This is a genomic window from Lysinibacillus sp. AR18-8 (genome assembly GCF_001705465.1).
Taxonomy (GTDB): Bacteria; Bacillota; Bacilli; order Bacillales_A; family Planococcaceae; genus Lysinibacillus; species Lysinibacillus capsici.
The window spans coordinates 177431-194881 of sequence record NZ_MDGU01000015.1; the positions used below are offsets into that span (position 1 = coordinate 177431).

The following is a 17451-nucleotide window of genomic DNA, read 5'->3' on the forward strand; positions in this document are numbered from 1 at the left end:
GCTCGATGTGAAACATAAGGTGAATAGATGAAAAACTGGTTAATTTTCATTTCTGTCTTTATTGTTTCGTTGTCACTTGTCATTAGTATTTTAGTACTCTGGAAAGCCGAGGCTCCGTTCCGTTCAATTGAAGAGCAGGCTGAACAGTTGGCACTCGATGCCAAAGCCCTCGCAATTGTATCGGAGTCCTACACATATAATGGCAAACATTCGTATGTTACTGTGTTCGGGGTAGACGAATACGGTGATAAAAAAGCTGTCTTTGTTCCGACGAATCTAGACGAGGATTCCATTCAGGAAGTGATATTAGAAGATGGTATTACGGAAAAGCAAGCATTATCGGTTTTTAAAAATGAAGGAAATGTACAAAAAGTCCTCCACATGAAATTAGGCTATGAGGAGCCTGGCGCAGTTTGGGAAATTACATATCTGAACGACCACGACCAGCTCAACTATGTCTATATTCTGTTTAAGGATGGCGACTGGTGGAAGCGCATTACGAATTTATAAGAGGAGTAGATCCCGAATGAAAAATTTATTAGCAACACGTGTAAAAACTTTAACACCATCTTCAACATTAGCGATTACTGCAAAAGCAAAAGCATTGAAAGAGCAAGGTATTGATGTGATTGGTCTTGGAGCTGGTGAACCAGACTTTAATACACCTCAAAATATTTTAAATGCTGCCATTGATTCAATGGAGAAAGGGTATACAAAATATACACCTGCTGGCGGACTTCCAGTTCTGAAAAAAGCCATTATTGATAAGCTTCAACGCGACAATAACCTTACCTATCAGCCAAATGAAATCATTGTTGGTGTAGGGGCAAAGCATATTTTATACACGCTATTCCAAGTGATTTTAAATGAAGGCGACGAGGTTATTATTCCAATCCCTTATTGGGTGTCTTATCCAGAACAAGTGAAATTAGCTGGCGGCGTACCAGTTTATGTTGAAGGTACACGTGAACAAAGCTATAAAATTACAGCGGATCAACTGAGAGCAGCTGTGACAGACAAGACAAAAGCAGTGATTATTAATTCTCCTAGTAACCCATCAGGCATGATTTATTCTCGTGAAGAGCTTGCAGAACTTGCTGCTGTTGCAGAAGAAAAAGATATTTTAATCGTGTCAGATGAAATTTATGAGAAGCTTGTATACAATGGTATTGAGCATTTTTCAATTGCACAGCTTTCTGATGCAGTGAAAGCACGTACAATCGTTGTTAATGGTGTGGCAAAATCTCACTCTATGACAGGCTGGCGTATTGGATATGCTGCAGGTGACACAGACATTATTAAAGCAATGACTGACCTTGCATCACACTCAACATCTAATGCGACAACAACAGCACAATATGCAACTGTGGAGGCGTATAATGGCTCTCAGGATGCGGTAGAGGAAATGCGTCAGGCATTTGAATCTCGTCTTGAAAAAATTTATCCACAGTTAAGTGCTATTCCTGGCTTCCATGTATTAAAGCCACAGGGTGCATTCTACCTATTACCGGACGTAGCAGAAGCTATGGCTCACACTGGCTATGATTCAGTAGATGCATTTGCTGCGGATATTTTAACAGAAGCAAACGTAGCAGTGATTCCAGGCTCTGGCTTCGGTACACCAACTACTATGCGATTATCTTATGCTACATCTTTAGACTTATTAGAAGAGGCAGTCCGTCGTATTGATACATTCGTAAAATCAAAATGGCAAGACTAATCCTTCTAGTCAACTTTGGAGGATTTCTATGAAAAAAATTATGATTAAAGATATGCCACAGCATATCGGTGAAACAGTCAAAATTGGCGCTTGGTTAGCCAATAAACGTTCAAGTGGAAAAATCGCGTTCCTACAGCTACGTGATGGCTCTGGCTTTGTACAGGGCGTTGTAGTGAAAGAAGAAGTAGGCGAAGAAATTTTTGCTACGGCAAAAGGGATGACGCAAGAAACTTCTATGTATGTGATTGGTGAGGTGAAAGCTGACGAACGTTCAAGCTTTGGCTGTGAGCTTGCTATAACTGGTATCGAGGTACTACATGCAGCAACAGATTTCCCAATCACACCAAAAGAACATGGTCCAGAATTTTTAATGGATAACCGTCATTTATGGCTGCGCTCTCGTAAACAACATGCCATTATGAAAATTCGTAATGAAATTATTCGCGCTACATACGAATTTTTCAATAACAACGGTTTTACAAAAATGGACCCACCAATTTTAACAGGTTCTGCGCCTGAAGGTACTTCAGAGCTGTTCCATACAAAATATTTTGATGAAGATGCTTATCTATCTCAATCTGGTCAGCTTTACATGGAAGCTGCTGCGATGGCTTTAGGAAAAGTCTTCTCATTCGGTCCAACTTTCCGTGCTGAAAAATCTAAGACTCGTCGTCATTTAATCGAGTTTTGGATGATTGAGCCTGAAATGGCATTCGTAGAATTTGAAGAAAATTTAGAAGTACAAGAGCAATATGTAGCGCACATCGTACAATCTGTACTTGAAAACTGCAAATTAGATCTAGAGCGACTTGGCCGTGATACATCAACACTTGAAAACATTAAAGCGCCATTCCCTCGAATTTCTTATGATGATGCGATTAAGCTTTTACACGAACAAGGCTTCGACGATATTGAGTGGGGCGATGATTTTGGTGCGCCTCATGAAACAGCGATTGCGAATTCATTTGACAAACCAGTATTTATTACTTGTTACCCAGTAGGTATTAAACCGTTCTATATGCAACCACACCCAGATCGTGATGATGTTGTATTATGTGCAGATTTAATTGCACCAGAGGGTTACGGAGAAATTATTGGTGGTTCAGAGCGAATCCATGACTACGATTTATTAAAATCACGTCTGGAAGAGCATAACCTATCATTAGATGCCTATGCTTGGTATTTAGAGCTTCGCAAACATGGCTCTGTCCCACATTCAGGTTTTGGTCTAGGGTTAGAGCGAACTGTAGCATGGATTTCAGGCACAGAGCATATCCGTGAAACAATTCCATTCCCACGTTTACTAAACCGCTTATATCCATAAGCTAATCAATTTAAAAGTCGCGTAGTGAACTATCTACGCGGCTTTTCTACTTACTTAAAGAAGGAGTCTGGAGAATAATGAACGTAAATAATCATCGACTCCGTACATGGACTGAGCAGAGAATGATTCCCATTCCACAGCTTTTTTTTCAGTTTTATAAGGAGTTAAACATGGAGGATGAAGAGGCACTGATTGTCATGCACTTATTGGCCTTTCATATGGAGGAGAATGACTTCCCAACACCTAATGATCTAAAAAATCGTCTCACAATGTCTGATAATGACATCACATCCCGTTTACAGCGATTAATGCAGAAGGGTTTTCTTGAAATTACACGAGATGTCGACGCGGGTGGCAAGCTATATGAAAAGTATTCCGTATACCCGCTATGGGAGCGCATTTTACGGATGATTGATATGAAAGAGCAGCAACAAACGGCAGTGACACTTCAGCAAGAAGAAGGGGAGATATTCCGTCTTTTTGAAGAGGAAATGGGGCGTCTTTTATCTCCTTTAGAACTTGAAAAAATTGGATGCTGGCTTGATGAGGACAAGCATAGTCCCGCACTCATCAAAGAGGCGCTAAAGGAGGCTGTCTTTGCTGGGAAATTGAGTATTCGCTATATTGATCGCATTTTATTAGAATGGAAAAAGAAAAATATTACGACACCTCAAGCCGCACAAAAGCAAAGTGAACAGTTCCGTGAGAAACAGACATTTAACAGAGCACCAGCTCGAACAGTTCAACAAGAAACGCAATCAACGGGTAGAGTTCCTTTTTATAATTGGTTGGAAGAAAGAGAATAGGGGGCATCCAGTTTGTTAACGAAAAAACAGTGGGAGCATTGTCTAGAAGAAATGGATCGAATGTTTCCCGACGCACATTGTGAGCTCGTCCATGACAATGCTTTTGAGCTAACGATTGCCACATTATTATCTGCACAATGTACAGATGTACTAGTCAATAAAGTAACGAAAACCTTATTTCAAAAATATAAAACACCAGAAGATTATTTAGCTGTTTCCATAGAGGAATTGCAACAGGATATTCGCTCTATTGGCCTTTATCGCAATAAGGCGAAGAACATTCAGGCTCTATGTCAACGTTTACTAGATGAGTACGGTGGCGAAATCCCTGCAACACGTGAAGCATTGGTGACATTACCAGGCGTAGGTCGAAAAACGGCCAATGTTGTGCTTTCAGTAGCCTTCGATATTCCAGCACTTGCAGTGGATACCCATGTGGAGCGAGTATCCAAACGCCTAGGGCTCTGTCGATGGAAAGATTCGGTGCTTGAAGTGGAAGAAACGATTATGAAGAAAACGCCAATGGACAAATGGTCAAAAACGCATCACCAATTAATTTTCTTTGGACGTTATCATTGTAAGGCACAAAATCCTGGATGTGGTACTTGCCCTTTACTCGACGATTGTCGTGAAGGGCAAAAGCGTTTAAAGAAAGGCATGGTGAAGGAAGCATGAATAGTGAAGCCATTGCAAAAGAAAAAGTAGATGCATGGTTTGCCCAATGGACTTCACTACAAGCCGCTATCCATACAGCACATGATGCAAGAAATGGACTGGCAAAAGGGCTAATGGAAGATGCCATCGAGCTATTTGAACAACTTGTGCAAGCTGCAGGCGATGAAGTGCTACCGATTAATGGGGTTGAGCGATTAGCCTTTATTAAAGCTAAGCCAGGTCAATATGCATGCTATCGTCAACTAGATGAGCTATTTAAAGAAACGAAAAAGCGCACAGCACGACTGCGGATTCAAGCTAGTAAAAGTTAGAGTGGATGGATAGAGTATAAAAAGTGGATAGGACATGTAAAGTGAAGGATAGAACGCGAAAAGTGGCGGATAGACCTTGTAGAGTGAAGGATAGACCGTCAAAACTGACGGATAGCCTCCTCAGAGCCCTTCATCAATAAAAAAACAAAAAACCGAGAAGCAGTGAATGAACTGCTTCTCGGTTTTTTTCTTTATTCTGAGCTTTGGTCTTCTTCATTTGGGTTGGTAGGCTCGGTAGGAGGTGTTGGCTGCTGATTTCCATCATTATTGCCATTGTTTCCACCATTGCCGTTATTTCCATGCCCATTGCCATTTCCATGCCCGTTATTACCATTATTATTGTTGTTATTACCGTTGTCGCCATTACCATTATTGTTATTACCTTGATCATTATCCTCTTGACCAGGATCAATCGGTAAATCAATATCTGGTTCATCTGGATCTTCCGTTTCCAAATCTTCCTCAGGGGTACTTGTGATCTGGAAGGTAGTTGTCCCAGGCTCACTGCGTGTGCCATCTACAATGGCTACGACAGAGATTGTATAGTTACCATCTTCAAGTGTGTTAGCAACAGTTAGGCCTTTCGTGTCTGCTGTGCCAAGGACAACCGTTTCTCCACCTTCACGTGTGGCAGAAACTTCAAATGAAGTTGGTAATGGTTCATCGGTTTCTGGATTTAGGATGGCATCATGTTCCCAAGAAATATTGATCGACTGTGCTCCTAAATCTAAGTTTGCTGAAACATTATAAGGTGTAGATAGCTCTGGCGCCTCATAGACCTCAGAAACCTCTGTTGGTTCAGTCCCGCGAACGAATAACTCTGTTTGACGTAGTTCGCTAGGTGTATAGTCACTTGCCAATCTTAAAGGTTTAGAGCCTACTTCCACCGTTGCTTCTACAACAGTACTTGGCTTTTTGAAGCTAGCTGTCTCAACATTCGCTGAAATTTCTTGCATAATCGTCTTAAATAAGTTTTGTGGTAATCGACGTTCTTCCCACGTTGTAATTGGATCAAAGTGTTTTTCATAGCCACTCCATATAGCGATGGAATAGTTAGTTGTGTAACCAGCAAACCATGAATCTGGCACACTTGTATTCGGTAAATTATATTTGTTAAAGTCTTCTGCTGAATAGTTAGTTGTACCTGTTTTACCTGCGATATCCAAGCCAGGCACATTGGCTGCAGTTCCTGAGGCATCAGGCTTATTGCCGACTACATCACGTAGCATGTCTGTTACCATGTAAGCCGTATAATCATTCATAGCCACTTTAGACTCAGGTGTATAGTTTTTAGACGTTTTACCATCTCGATAAACAATTTTTGTAATCGAATGTGGATCTGTGTAAACCCCGTTATTACCAAAAGCAGCATAGGAAGCTGCCATTTGAATAGGAGAGATAGTAATAGCACCACCGCCAATTGCATCGGACTCATAGAGGTTTTCTGTTTCAATTCCTAAACGTCCAACAAATTCCTTGGCTTTTTCTGTGCCAACCTCCTGTAATGCTTTGACAGCTGGAACGTTCCGTGAAGCATATAATGCTTTACGTGCAGTCATGGCACCCATATATCTGCCATCCCAGTTTGTGATTGTTTGCTTTGTACCTGTATAGTTCATTGGTTCGTCGACAAGTGTTTGACCTGTAGACCATTTTAAATATTCAATTGCTGGCCCATAGTCGACTAACGGTTTCATTGTGGAACCTGGTTGATTATTTGTTAAGTCCTCGGCATAATTCCAGCCACGTTCTGCACCATATTTACGACCGCCACCAACGGCTTGAATGGCACCTGTTTTTGTATCAACGACCGCCACACCTGACTGAATATCTTCAGTTGGGAAATTACTATCATCATTCATCACATTTTCTACAACTTGTTGAGCATTTGGATCAAGCGTCGTATAGACTTTGATTCCTTCTGCCATTGCCGAACCGTCACCATTATTTTCTAATTCATTAATAACAATATCCAGGAAGGCATCATATTTGGAACCTGCAAATGATTGACGTGTTGCATCATCCGCTAAACCTGATTGAACTTCTGCTTTTTTGGCTTCTTCCATTTCGGCTTTAGAAATTTTTCCGTGTTGATACATTAATCCTAAAACGGTATTACGTCGTTTTTTTGCAAGCTCAGGGTTTTTTAATGGATTATACGCATTTGGTCGTTGCACTAACCCTGCTAATAGTGCTTCTTCATCTAATGTTAAATCTTTTAATTCTTTACCATAGAAGTATTGTGCGGCTGTGCCGAAGCCATAGATACGACCTGACATAAGCATTTTGTTGAAGTACATTTCAAAAATTTCTTCTTTTGTATACTTACGCTCTAATTGGAAGGCAAGCCATGCTTCCTGTGCTTTACGCTTTAATTTCTTCTCGTTTTGTAAAAATGAGTTTTTGACTACTTGCTGTGTTAAAGTTGATGCACCTTGCGCACCAAAGCCATCACGGAAGTTTGCAAGGATTGCACCGCCTAGCCGATAAAAATCCATACCATGATGCTCAAAAAAGCGTACATCTTCAGTAGCCAGAATAGCATTGATCATATCTTCAGGTATATCTTCATATTTTATATATTTACGGTTTTCAGCACCGATTGTTGCAAATAATTCACCGTTTTTATCGTAGAACTCTGAAGAAACAGGATCTTTCAGTAATTCTTCATCGAGCTCTGGAGCCGTGCTTGCATAGAAGGCAAATAATGCACCTCCTCCAATTAAGCCTGCTACACCGATGGCTAAGACTGTTAAGAAAATGCGTTTAAACCATGTCTTAGCGGATGAGGCTGGTTTCGTTTTTTTCTTTTTATTTTTTTCAGCGAGAGCTTTTTGATGCTCTCCACGTGTTCGACGACGTTCAGTCATTCTTATTTCTCCTCACTTTCAGACCCGTAGCATTTTGCATCAATCAATTGTTGGATGATGGGTAAATAATCGATACGCGGATAATAGCTCGTAGGAATTTCATATGCCTCTTCTTCGATGATCGAAAAGGGTATCGATTTACGATTGCCATTTTCCATTGCTTGCCAGGCCTTTTGTAAAACTTTGTATGGCACAATAAAATATCGTTCAAAAGCAGAAAAACGAACGATAATAAAAGCCACACCATTTTGTTCCGTCACTTGCTGCATATGTGTCATTTGATGCTCATGAATATTTTTTAAGGGGAAACTTGTTTTGGAAGCCGTTTCCTTTGCATCAAAATCTATATAATGCCCATTCCAAACACCATTGTAGTCGGTTGTAGAGGGTGTTCGAAAATAAGCTTCACGAATGACTGCAGCACTTCGTGAAGGGTACTCTACTTTGACGATTTGCACAGGAACAGGTTTCTTATGAATGATAGCAAGTCGCCTTTTTATATAATAGTCGTTTGCTTCATTAATTTCATCTTCTAGCGTCTTCCCGCGATTACTAAAAGATAAATCTTTGCTTTTGCTCTTTTTTTCTGTTTTCTGTACAGAAGCATTTGGGGTATACAATTTCCCGTTTGGATAACGAATTGTCATTAAACTCACCCTTTACCTTACTGCTTTTCTATCCACTAGTTTACCATGTTTTAATAGCTGTTCTCTACCTCCATCATTCATGAAATTGTTACTAGAATAGTAGAAAACAAATGGTACGTATGAATAATTTGCGTCGAAAAATCGCCAGCTTTATTATTACTAGAATCGTCAAAATAACTGATAAATTTAAATAGGTCATTGGGATGAAAATATACTCACACAGCAACCTTTCATTCATGACGATTTTTTTGGTCAGAGGTTCACTATTAAAATTTTATCGAAAATCTTCTTCTTTCAGCTAACTTACGCTTATTTTGTCACGCCTGAAGGTAATTCTATACATACGAGGAATACTAAAGTAAAGCAAAGGAGGCGTTATTTTGAACAAGTTAGAACAATTAGTTGCGCAGTTAGATCTGGTCAATCAATTACTTTTCACGAGAGTGTCATTGGAAAACAATGCTCATAGTTTGCATTTTTTTATGCAACTTAAAGCGGTTAGCCAGAAAGTAAGCTTAGCAGAAAAGAACTGGCAAGTAAAGAATGCTTGTTCGCCTATTAGTAGTGAAAAATCATAGACTTTGGTACACTTATCTTATAAGCAATTGAACTAACGCAATAGCATGAAGATTGATACATTATTTTCCATAAAGGTGTGGTAAATAGGTGTCATAAACAGTGATATTTCCATAGCTGACGAGCTGAACAAAACATACTCACCATGTATATGCCGTCACTCCGAAATATATTTGCTATGTATAATTGTTGAGAGATGAGGTGCAAAATTGTTAGTTATCCAGCAAACATCCAAATTAATAGATGAATGTGATCAGTGTGTTTCACGTTTTTGGCAAATGCGTGAGGAAGATCGAACACCTGATTTTTTTCAAGAGGTAAAGCCACATGCAGATGAAATTCATCAACTTTTAAAGGTATGGCAGCAAGAAGCCAATAAATGGATTCAAAAAAATCGACCAAAATATATGCATACGCAACAAATTGTTTCAGTCGTTGAATCGATGGAGCAATTTGTTGTGCAATCTTTTTATAAAGAAACAAGTAAAAAACGCTTTTTAGATGCTATCCATTCTACTTCCTATACTTTGAAAATATTTGAACGATTAGTTAAGGAGGGAGAAAAGGATGCTATCGAAGAAACGAACGATTAGTGAGCTTTTACATGAGTGGAGATATGATGAAGAACTTAAAGAGCGTATCCTGCATTGGCAAACATTAGAGGGGCGTCCAGCTAACTATGCACCATTTCCTAGGAATTTACATCCTTCTTTAGTGAAAGCCTTACAGACAAGAGGGATTGAGCAGCTTTATACACATCAGCGAGAGGCATTTGATTTGGCACAGAGTGGTACATCTTTTACAGCGGTTACGCCAACTGCTTCAGGTAAATCCTATTGCTATCATCTGCCAGTGCTACAAAAAATAATGGAGGATAAAAATGCACGTGCCATTTATTTATTTCCAACAAAGGCACTGGCACAGGACCAGAAAAATGATTTGAATGAGCTCATTGAGCAAAGCGGCGAGGAGATTTTAAGCTATACCTATGATGGAGATACGGCTCCAGGCATTCGCCAAAAGGTTCGTAAGGCAGGGCATATCGTGATGACGAATCCTGATATGCTTCATTCGGGGATTTTGCCGCATCATACAAAATGGGTTTCACTTTTTGAGAATCTACAATATATTGTGATTGATGAATTGCATACATACAAAGGTGTGTTTGGTTCCCATGTGGCGCATGTTATTCGGAGATTAAAAAGAATTTGTGAATTTTATGGGAGTAAACCAGTGTTTATTTGTACATCGGCTACCATAAAAAATCCTAAAGAGCTTGCTGAGCTGCTAACGAATGAATCACACATGCTCATTGCCGATTCGGGTGCTCCAGTTGGTAAGAAAACTTTTCTTTTTTATAATCCGCCGATTATTCATAAAACATTTGGCGTGCGTAGAAGTGCTGTATTAGAGGTAAGTGATTTAGCTAAGAGGTTGTACACGGCTGGCATTCAATCCATTATTTTTGCCAAAAGTAGGGTACGAGTAGAAATGATTGTAACCTATTTAAAGGAACTTACACGTAATAAGCTGCTCGATGAATCTGTACGTGGCTATCGAGGTGGGTATCTGCCATCTGAACGACGTGTCATCGAAAAAGGCTTACGTGATGGAACAATCCAAACAGTAGTTAGCACCAATGCATTAGAATTAGGTGTCGATATCGGTCAATTACAAGCATGTATTATGACAGGTTACCCAGGAAATATTGCGAGTGCTTGGCAGCAAGCAGGACGTGCAGGGAGACGTCAGGATGAGGCATTGATTATTTATGTTGCGCAATCTTCCGCATTGGACCAGTATGTAGTCAATCATCCACTATTTTTACTAGGCAGTACACCAGAGGAAGCACGTATTTATCCAGAAAATATGCTGATTTTAATGGATCATTTGAAGTGTGCTGCCTTCGAGCTACCTTTTTCAACAGGCGATACGTATGGAGAATATGACATACAAGAATTGCTGGAGTATTTAGCAGAAGAAGGGGTAGTTTTTAAGACGAGTGATAAATGGCATTGGATGAGTGATCGTTTTCCGGCGCATGATATTAGCTTACGTTCAGCGTCACAAGAAAATGTAGTCATTATTGATCTTACCATTCCTGCACAGACAAAGGTTATTGGTGAAATGGATCGTCATAGTGCCATGACACTCTTGCATGAAGAAGCCATTTACTTGCACCAAGGCATTCAGTTCCAAGTAGAGAAGCTTGACTGGGAAGAAAAGAAAGCCTACGTACGTGAAGTAGATGTTGATTACTATACAGATGCCAATCTAGCAGTTGAAATGAAAGTTTTAGAGGAAGATCGTAACCGTTCATATGCAGGTGGAACAATCTGCTTTGGCGATGTTGGCTTAGTTGCACAAGCAACGATTTTCAAGAAAATACGCTTCGGCACACATGACAATATTGGCTCAGGACCTATACATTTACCACCAGATGAAATGCATACCAGTGCTTCGTGGCTATCGTTTACAGCACCAGATAAATGGACAGAGGAAGAGCTAACAGATGCTATGACTGGGGTAGCCTACGCGATGAATGCCTTCATTCCTTTGTTTATTCAATGTGATAGTAGTGATGTAGCCGTTGTACCACAGGTGAAGGCCACACATAATGAGCGGCCAACGTTTTTTGTCTATGATAAGTATCCTGGTGGCATCGGCTTAAGTGAAAAGGTATATGAACTATGGGAAGAGCTAATCATGAAAACATATGAGCATGTTACAAATTGTGCATGTGAATCAGGCTGTCCTTCCTGTATTGGGGCACAAGAATCATTGCTCCAAACAAAAGGAAAGGTAGCTAAATTACTGCAACAATTAATGGCATAGTAAACAGAGGGTGAGGAACGCCAATATGTTCTTTCACCCTCTTGTTTGTATTCATGGTAAATCGATTTTCCTCGAAGAATATTTTGAATGAGGTTAACAATCATGTTACTCTTGCAAGAGAGATGTCTTATACAATAAGCAGAAAATGAGTGAAATTCATGTCTTACGAAAATAAAATATTACAAATGAAAAAAATGCTGGGAAAAAAACCGATGTCCGCCAAAAAAGTTGAAGAACTAGCGTTCCAAAAGCCTGCTAGGCCAAGCTATACAGAGCAATGGAAACAGGCGGGACTAACGGTTGTTGAAAATGATTTCGGCATCGTATTTAAGCGTCAAGTAAGCTATCCGTTTAGCTATCAGCATGGACATTATCAACTGCAATCATTCTTTGAAGCCCTGAAAAAATGGCAAGATGCTGAGTTTGATCATCCTTATGCGCTAGATATGGAAGAGTCCGTCTTATTTTTTGACACGGAAACAACAGGTTTAAAGGGTGTTGGGACCCATATTTTTTTGCTTGGATTTTTAGAGGTAGCTGAAGAATCCTTTATCCTCACACAATATATTATGGCAGATCCTGCACATGAAGCAGCCTTCTTATTTGAATCCAAGCTTTGGCAAAAGTCAGCTACTGTGATTACCTATAATGGGAAAAGCTTTGATTGGCCACAGCTTGAAACACGATGGACATTGCATCAAAAAACCTTACCAAAATTACGCTCTCAGCGACAGATCGATTTGTTGCATAGTTCGAAGCGTTTATGGAAAAATGATATGGAGCGCTTAAAATTAAAATCTGTCGAGGAAGAAAAGCTTGGTTTTTGGCGTAAAGGGGATATTCCAGGCCATCTCGCACCTATTATTTATTTGGATGCAGTAAAAAGTGGCATTCCAGATGCTCTTATAAAGGTTTTGCATCATAATGAGTGGGATTTACTATCACTTATCACACTGTATAGTCATTCTACGTATTTATTGTTCGAGCAGGACCATGAAGAATCAGCAAAAACTTTCACCAACATTGGGAAATGGTATGGTGATTTAAGAGAAAGCACACAAAGTGTGAGGATTTTAGAAAAGGTGACATCAAAATTTGATGCGCTAGAAGCGGGCAATGCTCAATATTATTTAGCTTTACAGCACAAGAAGAATAAACGCTATAGTGAAGCTATTGACTCATTCGTGGCCTCCCTTCATTTTGTTGAAGCAAGGACAAAGTTACATGCCCTTGAGCAGCTAGCCATACTTTATGAGCACCAAATGAAGGATTATGAGCAGGCCCTTTATTATACGCAAGAAGGCATACGTCTCATTCGAAATAATGGGCAATGGAGAGCAGAACAAAAACAAAAATGGGAAATTTCTTGGGAAAAGAGACTACACAGATTAGGAAATAAGAAATAAATTCGTGGGTAAGCGCGTGAAACGACAAGTTTAGCCTTACAATTAGTATTTTCAGACGATATAATGTGATGAAGTATGCTATAATGTATTCGTGTATGTAGTGTGAGGAAGGGCGATGTGAATGGACATTAAATTAACGTCAAAAATGATCCTTGAAAAGGAATTTAAAAAGAACTTTAAAGGCTACAATGTAGAAGAAGTAGATTCTTTTCTTGATGAAATTATTCAAGACTATGAAACGTTTGAAAAAGTGGTGGCCCAACTACGTGAAGAAAATAGACAGTTAAAAGAAGAAATTGAAAGCACACCTAAGAGACAACCGGTTGCTTCAGCGGCAGCTGGTACAACGAATTTTGATATTTTAAAACGTCTTTCTAATTTAGAAAAACATGTATTTGGTAGCAAGCTGTACGAATAAATTTAGTCAATTATATTGTATTTAACATAAAACTCTAGTATAATCTTTCGTATCATCACGAAATTCTGGTAATCGCTGCGGCGCTAGACGTCGTAGAGGAAAGTCCATGCTCGCACGGTTCTGAGATGACCGTAGTGTTCGTGCTTACTGAAAAAATAAGGTAAGGCAGCTATTAAGGCTGACGGCGGAAGGAAAACCTAAGTCCTCTGGATATGGTTGACACTTCCTGAAAGTGCCACAGTGACGAAGCTTGCTTGGAAACTTGCAAGGTGGAACGAGGTAAACCCCACGAGTGAGAAACCCAAATTATGGTAGGGGCACTCTCTAGAAGGAATTGAACGGATAGAGGGACAGAGTTTGCTCTGTAGATAGATGATTACCACCTGATCGTACGAGGCGCAAGCTGTTTGAGTACTCGGGAACAAAACATGGCTTATGGAATTTTTTGATGCTTATCTACGAAATAACAAGCGCTCTCCAATTCGGTGGAGAGCTTTTATTTTGAATTCATGAGGAAAAAGTAACCTTGTTAATCAAGTCTTGGTATGCGCTATACGTTTGAGAAGTATCGCTACCGCTTCTAAGTCACAACATCTGAAAACGGTTATAGCATCAATGTGATGTATTGATCTTGACTGCTCACATACTTGTATTGTAAGCAAACGCCAGGTATAACAACCACCTCTATAAATGGTTTATCAGTTTAGGTGTATGGTTACCTGTTTATCAAGAGAATGCCTTCGGCGATTGTCATAGATTTACTTGAGGCGCTTTTCGAGCAAATTCGAAAAATCTGGACGCATTCATTGCACGAAAGAGAAGCGTCAGTGACAATTACACCGAGCGTAATAGATTACATAGTGGTTGGCCTGACGTAAATGCCCTTCTGAGAGGGAGTATAGAGAGATAGGATGGAGCGGAAACATGAACGGAGTAAACAATTGGGAAAGTACGGATAAACTGAAACTGATATCTAAATATCCGACTTCCTTAATACTTAAAATCTTCGAAAATGTATCTGAAGGTATCATGATTACTGATGAATACAAAAAAATAGTAATGGTTAATCCTGCCTTTGAATTTGTGACAGGCTATACATGTGATGATGTGGTTGGAAAAACGCCAGCCGTTTTACAATCTGGTGTACATGAATTGCCGTTCTATTTAGAGATGTGGGAGCAGATACGACAAGAAGGCATTTGGCAAGGTGAGATATGGAATCGTCGTAAAACTGGAGACGTATATCCTGAATGGTTAACAATTGTTTGTGTAACCAACGATGAGGGTGAGGTTACAAATTACTGTGGTATTTTCACAGATTTGTCTGAAAGAAAAATAGTAGAAAATGAATTAGAAAAGCGTTTGCTCACGGATTCATTAACAGATGTATCCAATCGTTTTGCCTATATCGAAAGAATGGATAATCTCTTGGAATCGACTTCTGCTATTTCTCATTCAGTGCAGCATGCGATCTATTTCTTAGATTTGGATCGATTTAAGCAAATTAATGATACATTAGGCCATGCTGTTGGAGATTCAATTTTAATAGAAGTCGCAAATCGACTAAAAAAATTACTGAAAAATAAAGATATTATTGCAAGATATGGCGGAGATGAATTCGTCATTACATTAACCAATGTGAAAAATGTGAAAGAGGCTGCAAAATTTGCTGAACAAATTATTAGTAGTATTGAACAGCCAATGATGATAAATGATCAGGAAGTTTTTATTTCTACAAGTATTGGTATTAGCGTTTATCCAGTTGATAGTAAAAACACAGAAGAACTGATCAATTGTGCAGATAGAGCGATGACTTATTCAAAAAAGAATGAATTAAACGGCTATTCCTTCTATTTTGATGAACTGCAAACCGACGCACAACGAGTGCTATTGCTAGATTCTGAGTTAAGAAGAGCAATAGAAAACCGTGAATTTGAGCTACATTTTCAGCCAAAGATTTCTATGGAAAATGAGCAGATTCAAGGTTTAGAAGCACTAGTCCGCTGGAATAGCGAGAGGCTAGGCTTTGTTTCGCCTGCTGAGTTTATCACTTATGCGGAGGATACAGGTCTAATCATTCCATTAAGTGAGCTTATTATCGAAAAAGCATGTGAGGCAGTCATTCAAATGCAACAATATGGTTGGAAAACACCTGTCGCCATTAATATCTCGAGCATTCACTTTAAACAGCAGAAATTTTTGGAGTCGATACAAACAATATTAGAGCGCTATAATATGCCAGCTAACAATTTTGAAATAGAAGTGACAGAGCGAACGGTGATGAACAGTGCCAATGAGACAGTTAGTAAATTGGTTCGTTTAAAACAATTAGGCTTTAAAATCTCAATCGATGATTTTGGGACTGGCTATTCATCCTTAAGCTATTTGGTTCGCTTCCCATTAGATTGTTTAAAAATTGATCGTAGCTTTATCCAGCATATTGGATCACTCGATGAAAAACAGGCAGTTGTAGATGCGATTATTCAAATGTCCCATCGCTTAAAAATGAAAGTTGTTGCTGAAGGTGTAGAACAAGCACAACAAGTGGATATACTACGTAAAATGAACTGTGATATTATCCAAGGCTATTATTACAGCAAACCACTCCCGTTAAACGAATTGATGGAGTTTATGGAGTATTGGGAAATTGAGCATCAAGGAAGGAAATAATCTATGGCAAACTATCAATTAGTAGCTACGTCAGCAATGGGCTTAGAAGCTATTGTGGCACAAGAAGTAAAAGCACTTGGCTATGAAACAACCGTTGACAATGGCAAAGTATATTTTGAAGGCGATGAAACGGCGATTGCACGTACCAATCTATGGCTACGTGTAGCGGATCGTGTAAAGATTGTTGTTGGGCAATTCCCAGCAAAATCGTTCGAACAATTATTTGAAAGTGTAAAGGCACTCCCTTGGGAGAAGTATTTACCAGTGGACGCTGCTTTTCCTGTTTCAGGAAAGTCCGTAAAATCGAAATTATTTAGTGTACCTGATTGTCAAGCCATTACCAAAAAAGCAATCGTTGAGCGAATGAAACAGCATTATAAGCGACTTGGCTTTTTAGATGAATCTGGAGCGACTTACAAAATTGAGGTTTCAATTTTGAAAGATGTGGCGACACTAACGATTGATACATCTGGTGCTGGCCTACATAAGCGTGGCTATCGTCAGGCTCAAGGTGAGGCACCATTAAAAGAAACATTAGCAGCTGCACTTGTACAAATTTCAAAATGGAATCCAAATCGCCCGTTTGTTGACCCATTCTGTGGCTCTGGTACTATTGCATTGGAAGCGGCGATGTTTGGACAAAATATAGCTCCAGGCTATAACCGAGAATTTATTTCTGAGGAATGGCCATGGATGAAAGCTGCAATCTGGGATACGGTTCGTGATGAAGCAGATAGTTTAGCGAACTATGATCAGCCTTTAGAAATTATTGGTTCCGATATTGATCACCGTATGGTCAGCATTGCGCAAGAAAACGCAATGGAAGCAGGCTTTGGAGAGTTAATCACGTTTAAGCAAATGCAAGCACGTGATTTTACAACACAGTTAACGGATGGTGTCATGATTGGGAACCCGCCGTACGGAGAGCGTATTGGTGATGTGGAAGTCGTGGAACAGGTGATTCGCGATGTTGGGAAGGTCATGAAAAACTATCCAACTTGGTCTGTATATATGCTATCCTCCATGAAGAATTTTGAAGAATTATATGGACGCCAAGCGACGAAAAAACGTAAATTATTTAATGGTTTTATTGAAACAAATTATTATCAGTTCTGGGGTCAAAAGTCTAAAAGAGATTAACGAATAGTAACGGAAGATAAGATTTTTTCTTATCTTCCGTTTCGTCGCGTATA

The 17451-nt window shown here is 39.5% G+C and carries 15 protein-coding genes and 1 other RNA gene; 14 read left to right on the plus strand and 2 right to left on the minus strand.

All coding sequences use genetic code 11. From position 1 onward, the window contains the following. Window positions 1-27: 27 nt before the first annotated feature. From BFM98_RS13675 to BFM98_RS13700, 6 genes are all read left to right on the plus strand, one after another. Window positions 28-510, plus strand: coding sequence for a cell wall elongation regulator TseB-like domain-containing protein (locus BFM98_RS13675; protein WP_048389969.1), 483 nt, complete (start codon window positions 28-30; stop codon window positions 508-510). Between the two features lie 16 nt (window positions 511-526). Further along, a complete protein-coding gene (locus tag BFM98_RS13680) occupies window positions 527-1720 on the plus strand; it encodes a pyridoxal phosphate-dependent aminotransferase (RefSeq protein ID WP_048389971.1) in 1194 nt (397 codons plus the stop codon). Window positions 1721-1748: 28 nt separating this feature from the next. Further along, window positions 1749-3044 (plus strand): asparagine--tRNA ligase, encoded by a 1296-nt coding sequence (gene asnS, locus BFM98_RS13685; protein WP_048389973.1) that lies wholly within the window; start codon window positions 1749-1751, stop codon window positions 3042-3044. A 77-nt stretch (window positions 3045-3121) separates the two neighbouring features. After that, on the plus strand, window positions 3122-3850 hold the full coding sequence (locus BFM98_RS13690; protein ID WP_066037665.1) for a DnaD domain-containing protein: 729 nt from the start codon (window positions 3122-3124) through the stop codon (window positions 3848-3850). 12 nt (window positions 3851-3862) lie between these two features. Further along, window positions 3863-4525: an endonuclease III gene (gene nth, locus BFM98_RS13695; RefSeq protein WP_048389975.1), complete on the plus strand. Its 663-nt coding sequence runs from the start codon at window positions 3863-3865 to the stop codon at window positions 4523-4525. Beyond that, complete coding sequence (locus tag BFM98_RS13700) at window positions 4522-4836, plus strand: YpoC family protein (protein ID WP_066037666.1); 315 nt, start codon at window positions 4522-4524, stop codon at window positions 4834-4836. The genes nth and BFM98_RS13700 overlap by 4 nt, the downstream gene beginning before the upstream one ends. A 191-nt stretch (window positions 4837-5027) precedes the next feature. Here BFM98_RS13700 and BFM98_RS13705 read toward each other — a convergent pair whose 3' ends face one another. Next, the gene (locus tag BFM98_RS13705; protein WP_066037667.1) at window positions 5028-7706 is read right to left on the minus strand and encodes a penicillin-binding protein 1A; all 2679 of its coding nucleotides are present in this window, start codon (window positions 7704-7706) and stop codon (window positions 5028-5030) included. 2 nt (window positions 7707-7708) lie between these two features. Continuing rightward, the gene (recU, locus tag BFM98_RS13710; protein ID WP_048389981.1) at window positions 7709-8353 is read right to left on the minus strand and encodes a Holliday junction resolvase RecU; all 645 of its coding nucleotides are present in this window, start codon (window positions 8351-8353) and stop codon (window positions 7709-7711) included. 380 nt (window positions 8354-8733) lie between these two features. Here recU and BFM98_RS13715 point away from each other — a divergent pair, with 380 nt between their 5' ends. From BFM98_RS13715 to BFM98_RS13750, 8 genes are all read left to right on the plus strand, one after another. Continuing rightward, window positions 8734-8931, plus strand: a complete 198-nt coding sequence (locus BFM98_RS13715) for a hypothetical protein (protein ID WP_004225568.1) — start codon at window positions 8734-8736, stop codon at window positions 8929-8931. 207 nt (window positions 8932-9138) lie between these two features. Next, complete coding sequence (locus BFM98_RS13720; RefSeq protein WP_066037668.1) at window positions 9139-9522, plus strand: YppE family protein; 384 nt, start codon at window positions 9139-9141, stop codon at window positions 9520-9522. After that, window positions 9497-11764, plus strand: a complete 2268-nt coding sequence (locus BFM98_RS13725) for a DEAD/DEAH box helicase (protein WP_066037669.1) — start codon at window positions 9497-9499, stop codon at window positions 11762-11764. Before BFM98_RS13720 ends, BFM98_RS13725 begins: the two co-directional genes overlap by 26 nt. A gap of 185 nt (window positions 11765-11949) precedes the next feature. Then, window positions 11950-13170, plus strand: a complete 1221-nt coding sequence (locus BFM98_RS13730) for a ribonuclease H-like domain-containing protein (protein WP_254660037.1) — start codon at window positions 11950-11952, stop codon at window positions 13168-13170. A gap of 121 nt (window positions 13171-13291) precedes the next feature. Further along, window positions 13292-13588 carry a cell division regulator GpsB gene (gpsB, locus tag BFM98_RS13735; protein ID WP_004269307.1) on the plus strand — a complete coding sequence of 99 codons (297 nt, stop codon included), beginning with the start codon at window positions 13292-13294 and terminating at the stop codon, window positions 13586-13588. Between the two features lie 60 nt (window positions 13589-13648). Continuing rightward, window positions 13649-14029, plus strand: an RNA gene (rnpB, locus tag BFM98_RS13740) — RNase P RNA component class B. A gap of 483 nt (window positions 14030-14512) precedes the next feature. Then, window positions 14513-16258, plus strand: coding sequence for a GGDEF domain-containing phosphodiesterase (locus tag BFM98_RS13745; RefSeq protein ID WP_066037671.1), 1746 nt, complete (start codon window positions 14513-14515; stop codon window positions 16256-16258). A gap of 3 nt (window positions 16259-16261) precedes the next feature. After that, window positions 16262-17398, plus strand: coding sequence for a THUMP domain-containing class I SAM-dependent RNA methyltransferase (locus BFM98_RS13750; RefSeq protein WP_048389991.1), 1137 nt, complete (start codon window positions 16262-16264; stop codon window positions 17396-17398). Window positions 17399-17451 lie beyond the last annotated feature (53 nt).